This is a genomic window from Bradyrhizobium sp. (genome assembly GCF_050014615.1).
GTDB lineage: Bacteria > Pseudomonadota > Alphaproteobacteria > Rhizobiales > Xanthobacteraceae > Bradyrhizobium.
Window position 1 is genome coordinate 1 of sequence record NZ_JBEKCZ010000274.1, and the last position, 5849, is coordinate 5849.

Here is a 5849-nt window from a genome sequence, read left to right on the forward strand (position 1 = left end):
CCAGTATCTTGATGAAGAATCGCGGGAACGAATAGCCGTCCAGAAACGCGGTCTCGTCGATCTCGCGCGGCACGCCGGACACGAAACCTTCCAGGATCCATACCGCCAGGGGAACGTTGAAGATGCAATGCGCCAGCGCCACCGCCCACGGCGTATCGAACAGATCGATCGCCGAGTACAGATTGAAGAACGGCAGCGCATAGACCGCGGCCGGCGCCATCCGGTTCGACAACAGCCAGAAGAACAGATGCTTGTCGCCGAGGAAGCGATACCGCGAAAATGCGTAGGCGGCGGGCAATGCCACCGAAATCGAGATCACGGTGTTGATGACCACATATTTCAGCGAATTGATGTAGCCGGAATACCAGCTTTCGTCGGTGAAGATGCGCATGTAATGGGCGATGGTCGGCTGATGCGGCCACAGCGTCATGGTCGAGACGATCTCGTCGTTGGTCTTGAAGCTCATATTGACCAGCCAGTAGATCGGCAGCAGCAGGAAGATCAGAAATAGCGAGAGGATGACGCGACGGCCGGGAATCGAATGCATCATGCGACTCCCTTGTTGGGCCGCCGCTCGGCGCCGGCGTTGGTCATGACGGTGTAGAATATCCAGCACACGATGATGATGATCAGATTATAGACCAGCGACAATGCCGCGGCCTTGCCGAGATCGAACTGGCCGAGCGCGATCTTGACGAGTTCGATGGAAACGAAGGTCGTCGAATTGCCCGGGCCGCCGCCGGTCACGACGAACGGCTCGGTATAGATCATGAAGCTGTCCATGAAGCGCAGCAGCACCGCGATCAGCAGCACGCGGTTCATCTTCGGCAGCTGGATGGCGGTGAACACCGCCCAGCGCGACGCGCCGTCGATCTGCGCTGCCTGATAATAGGCGTCGGGAATCGACTTCAGTCCGGCGTAACACAACAGCGCGACCAGGCTGGTCCAGTGCCAGACATCCATCACAATGACGGTGGCCCAGGCATCGAAGTCGTTGGAGACGTAATTGTAGTTGATGCCGATAGTATTCAGGACATAGCCGAGCAGGCCGATATCGGGCCGCCCGAAAATCTGCCAGATGGTTCCGACCACGTTCCATGGAATCAGCAGCGGCAGCGCCAGGATCACGAGGCAGGCGGCGACGCGCCAGCCGTCGCGCGGCATCGACAAGGCGACCACGATGCCCAGCGGCACCTCGATCGCGAGGATCACCGCCGAGAAGAACAGATTGCGCCACAATGACGCGAAAAACCGTTCGCCGAGATCGGTCGAGGGATCGAGCAATTCCTTGAACCAGCCGACGCCGTTCCAGAAAAACTGGTTGTTGCCGAAGGTGTCCTGCATCGAATAGTTCACCACCGTCATCAGCGGCAGGATCGCCGAGAACGCCACTACCAGAAACACCGGCAGCACCAGGAACCAGGCCTTCTGGTTGACGGTCTTGTCCATCAGGCCGTCCCCTCGACCAGAAGGCTGTCGGCATAGACGTGAACATGCGACGGATCGAATTTGAGTCCGGCGGTATTGCCCGGAATTGAAAATCCCGGCGGGACCCGCGCGGCGAATTTGGCGTCGCCGATCCGCACCCGCGCAAAACGGACGCGGCCGAGGTCGTCGATCCGCTCAATATTGGCCGACAGAAGCCCCGGCGCGGAAGGCGCGACATCGACGAATTCCGGCCGCACCCCGATCTCGATCTTCGCACCGGACGGCAAGCCGTCGTAATTGCGGTCGAGGGCGATGACGTGACCGTCGATCCGGGCCTCGCGTCCCCTGACCTCGGCCGGCACGATGTTCATGCCGGGCGAACCGATGAAATAGCCGACGAAGGTATGCGCCGGCTTGTCGAACAGTTCCGCCGGCGTTCCGCTCTGCACCACGCGGCCGTCATGCATCACCACCACGGTGTCGGCGAATGTCAGCGCCTCGGTCTGGTCATGGGTGACATAGATCATCGTCAGATCGAGATCGCGATGCAGCGCCTTGAGCTTCGAGCGCAACTGCCATTTCAATTCGGGATCGATCACCGTCAGCGGCTCGTCGAACAGTACGGCCGCGACGTCGGAGCGGACCAGTCCGCGGCCGAGCGAGATTTTCTGCTTGGCGTCGGCGGTCAGCCGCGTCGCCTTGCGGTCGAGGTCGGGCGTAAGGTCGAGCAGATGGGCGATCTGTGCGACCCGCGCGTCGATCTCGGCTTTCGGAACGCCGCGATTGCGCAGCGGGAATGCCAGGTTTTGTCCGACCGTCATGGTGTCGTAGATCACCGGAAACTGGAACACCTGCGCGATATTGCGCTTCTGGGTTGACAGCGGTGTGATGTCGACACCGTCGAACAGGATCTTGCCGCGCGACGGCGTGACGATGCCCGAGATCAAATTGAGCAGCGTGGTCTTGCCGCAGCCCGATGGCCCGAGCAGCGCATAGGCGCCGCCCTGCCGCCAGGTCATCGTGACCGGCTTGAGCGCAAACGACTGCGGATCGGCGGCGTTGCCGCCGTAGGAATGCGCGAGATCGACGAGGTCAATGCGGGCCATGCGGCATCTCCCTCACATCGCGCCGGGGGAAGCGACCAGACGGCCGGCCGCGTCGAACACAAATAGATTGTCGGGATCGAGCACCGCGTCGAGCACATGCCCGGGCGGATATTCGTGCACGCCCTGCAGCACCGCGACCCAGTTGGACGCGTCGCGATTGAGATGCACGAAGCTTTCCGAACCGGTGATTTCGGTCACCGTCACCGTGGCGGAAAAGGCGTGGCGGCCGGCGATGCCATTGGCCACCTCCAGCTGGTGGGCGCGGAAACCGACCCGATAGGCGCCGTCGCCCAGGCTGGCGTAGAGTCCGGTCGCGGGCGCCTGCACGCCGCCGGCATATTGTACCGAGCCGTTGCTCTTCTCGATCCCGACGATGTTGAGCGGGGGATCGGAAAACACCTGGGCGACGCGCAGCGTATCGGGATGGCGATAGACCTTCGGCGTCTCCCCGGTCTGCAATATTTCGCCCTCCCACATGCAGATGGTGCGGCCGCCCAGCAGCAAGGCTTCGGAAGGCTCCGTCGTCGCATAGACGAAGATCGCGCCGGACGCCTCGAAGATGCGCGGCAATTCGGTGCGCAATTCCTCGCGCAGCTTGTAATCGAGATTGGCGAGCGGCTCGTCCAGCAATACCAGATCGGCGCCCTTCACCAGCGCCCGCGCAATCGCCGTGCGCTGCTGCTGGCCACCGGATAGTTGCAGCGGCGTGCGGTTCAGATAGGGCTCGAGCTTGAGGAGACGTGCGGCCTCCTGGACGCGGCTTTCGATTTCCGCGCGCGGCTTGCCTTGCACGCGCAACGGCGAGGCAATGTTTTCGTAAACGGTCAGCGAGGGATAATTGATGAACTGCTGATAGACCATCGCCACCGAACGCTGCCGCACATCGGCGCCGGTGACATCCTTGCCGTCGACCAGGACGCGGCCGGTGGTCGGTTTGTCGAGGCCGGCGAGCAGCCGCATGATCGACGTCTTACCCGACAGCGTCGGACCCAGCAGCACGCTGAGGGTGCCGCGCTCAAGCGTCAGCGAGACATTCCGAATCGCCGGAATGCCGTCCACCGTGCGCGTGACGCCCTCGAGCGTAACGGTCATCGCCGCCCTCCCGCCTCAAGCAAGGAACTTTCAGGCAGAACCCGGTGCGCGGCAATCCAGTCGTCGATGGCGGCAATCTCGGCAGGCGACAATCGCAATCCAAGCTTTGATCGCCGCCACACGATGTCTTCAGCGGTGCGGGCCCACTCCGACGACATCAGGTACCGGACTTCGCTCTCCGTCAAGGTAGCGCCGAACGACTGGCCGAGATCGCCAAGGGATTTCGCGGCGCCGAGCAGCTTGCTGGCGCGCGTGCCGTAGGCATGCGCCAGCCGGTTGGCATGCGCCGGCCCGAGAAACGGATAGTTGCGCTGCAATTCCGCCGTCAATGCAGCGATCGCGGAGACATCGAGGTCGCCGCCGGGCAGCGGCGATTTCGCGGTCCAGCCTTCGCGGGCCTTGGAGCTGCGCAAATAAGGTTCGAGACGTTCGAGCGCCTCCTCGGCGAGGCGGCGATAGGTGGTGATCTTGCCGCCATAGATCGACAGCAACGGCGCGCCGCCGGGGGTATCGAGTTCGAAAACATAGTCGCGGGTCGCGGCCTTGGCTTCGCTGGCGCCGTCATCATAGAGCGGGCGAACGCCGGCATAGGTCCAGACCACATCCTCCGGCCTGACCGGCTTTGCCAGATATTCGCTGACGGAGTCGCAGAGATAATTGATTTCCTCGACCGAGGCTTTCACCTTGGCGGGGTCGCCATGGTAATCGCGATCGGTGGTGCCGATCAGCGTGAAATCGTCCTGATACGGAATTACGAAAACAATCCGGCCGTCGCTGTTCTGAAACATGTAGGCGCGATCATGCGCATACAGTTTTCGCACCACAATATGCGAACCCTGCACCAGCCGCACCTTGGCCCTGGCATTGACGCCGGCCCCCGACGCCAGCACGTCCTCGACCCATGGGCCGCCGGCATTGACCAGCACCCGGGCCTTGATCGTACTGCGCTCGCCGCTGACGGTATTTTCGACCGTGACCTGCCAGCTTCCATCGAGCTGGCGAATTTCCACCGCGCGGGTACGGGTGCGGATTTCGGCGCCGCGGTCCGCCGCATCGCGCGCGGTGAGAACCACGAGGCGGGCGTCGTCGACGAAGCAATCCGAATATTCGAAGCCCTTGGTGTAGCGCTTGGGAATCAGCGGCTGCCCGACCTCGTCATGCGCCAGATCGACCGAACGGGTCGGCGGCAGCAGGTGCCGGCCGCCGATATGATCGTACAGAAACAGGCCAAGCCGCAGCAGCCACGCCGGGCGCAGCCCGTCATGGTGCGGCAGCACGAATCGAAGCGGGCGAATGATGTGCGGGGCGATCTGCCAGAGGATTTCGCGCTCGATCAGCGCCTCGCGGACCAGCCGGAATTCGTAATATTCCAGATAGCGCAGGCCGCCATGCACGAGCTTGGTCGACCACGACGACGTTCCGCTGGCCAAGTCATTCATTTCACAAAGGAAAACTGAATTTCCGCGTCCGGCCGCATCGCGCGCGATGCCGCAGCCGTTGACGCCGCCCCCTATGATTGCGAGGTCGAAAATCCGATCCAAAGACGCTTCCCCGGCGCTCGCCTATTCACATTGGCGATTTTACTTTCGGTTTGGATTAAATCACAACCAAATGTGAAAGCAACCGAAAAAGGGGAACTGGGGAATAGTTCGGCACGGTCATGCTTCGAGACGCGGCCAAGCGGCCAAGCTCGTCATGCCCGGCCTTGTGCCGGGCATCCACGTCTTACCGCACTTAAGTCAAGAAAGACGTGGATGGCCGGGACAAGCCCGGCCATGACGAAAAAGCTGGTCGTGCACGATCTTAAAATCTTTACCGCAAGCGCGTCACGGTCGCAGCAGGCTCCGCCCCCGCTTCATCGACATCGTCTGCCGCCTTCGGCAGCGCCTCGATCACCTGGATGCCTCTGGTATGGCAAATGTCGGCCAGCTTGGCCGGCAGCGCGACGTCGGTCACAAAGGTATGGATCTGGCTGATGTCGGCGATGCGAACCGGCGCGCTGCGCCGCAGTTTGGTACTGTCCGCCACCAGCATCACGCTGCGGGCGTTGGCGATGATGGCCTGCGCCGCCTGCACCTCGCGATAATCGAAATCCAGCAGTGCGCCCTCCTCGTCGATCGCGGAGGCGCCGATGATGGCATAGTCGACCTTGAACTGGCCGATCAGGCCGATCGCGGTCGAGCCGATCACCGCGCCGTCGGCCCGGCGCACGGTGCCGCCGGC

General features: G+C 62.5%; 6 protein-coding genes. All 6 read right to left on the reverse strand.

What is annotated here, in order from left to right; all coding sequences use genetic code 11:
- Positions 1-547: carbohydrate ABC transporter permease (locus ABR948_RS27685; RefSeq protein ID WP_428124187.1), on the reverse strand; the 547-nt coding region annotated here is incomplete at its 3' end.
- On the reverse strand, positions 547-1449 hold the full coding sequence (locus tag ABR948_RS27690) for a carbohydrate ABC transporter permease (RefSeq protein WP_428124189.1): 903 nt from the start codon (positions 1447-1449) through the stop codon (positions 547-549). The genes ABR948_RS27690 and ABR948_RS27685, both read right to left, overlap by 1 nt.
- On the reverse strand, positions 1449-2534 hold the full coding sequence (locus ABR948_RS27695; RefSeq protein ID WP_428124191.1) for an ABC transporter ATP-binding protein: 1086 nt from the start codon (positions 2532-2534) through the stop codon (positions 1449-1451). The genes ABR948_RS27690 and ABR948_RS27695 overlap by 1 nt, the downstream gene beginning before the upstream one ends.
- Positions 2535-2546: 12 nt before the next feature.
- Positions 2547-3626 carry an ABC transporter ATP-binding protein gene (locus ABR948_RS27700; RefSeq protein WP_428124193.1) on the reverse strand — a complete coding sequence of 360 codons (1080 nt, stop codon included), beginning with the start codon at positions 3624-3626 and terminating at the stop codon, positions 2547-2549.
- Positions 3623-5167 carry a glycerol-3-phosphate dehydrogenase gene (gene glpD / locus ABR948_RS27705; RefSeq protein ID WP_428124195.1) on the reverse strand — a complete coding sequence of 515 codons (1545 nt, stop codon included), beginning with the start codon at positions 5165-5167 and terminating at the stop codon, positions 3623-3625. The genes ABR948_RS27700 and glpD overlap by 4 nt, the downstream gene beginning before the upstream one ends.
- A 271-nt stretch (positions 5168-5438) precedes the next feature.
- Positions 5439-5849: DeoR/GlpR family DNA-binding transcription regulator (locus tag ABR948_RS27710; protein WP_490337855.1), on the reverse strand; the 411-nt coding region annotated here is incomplete at its 5' end.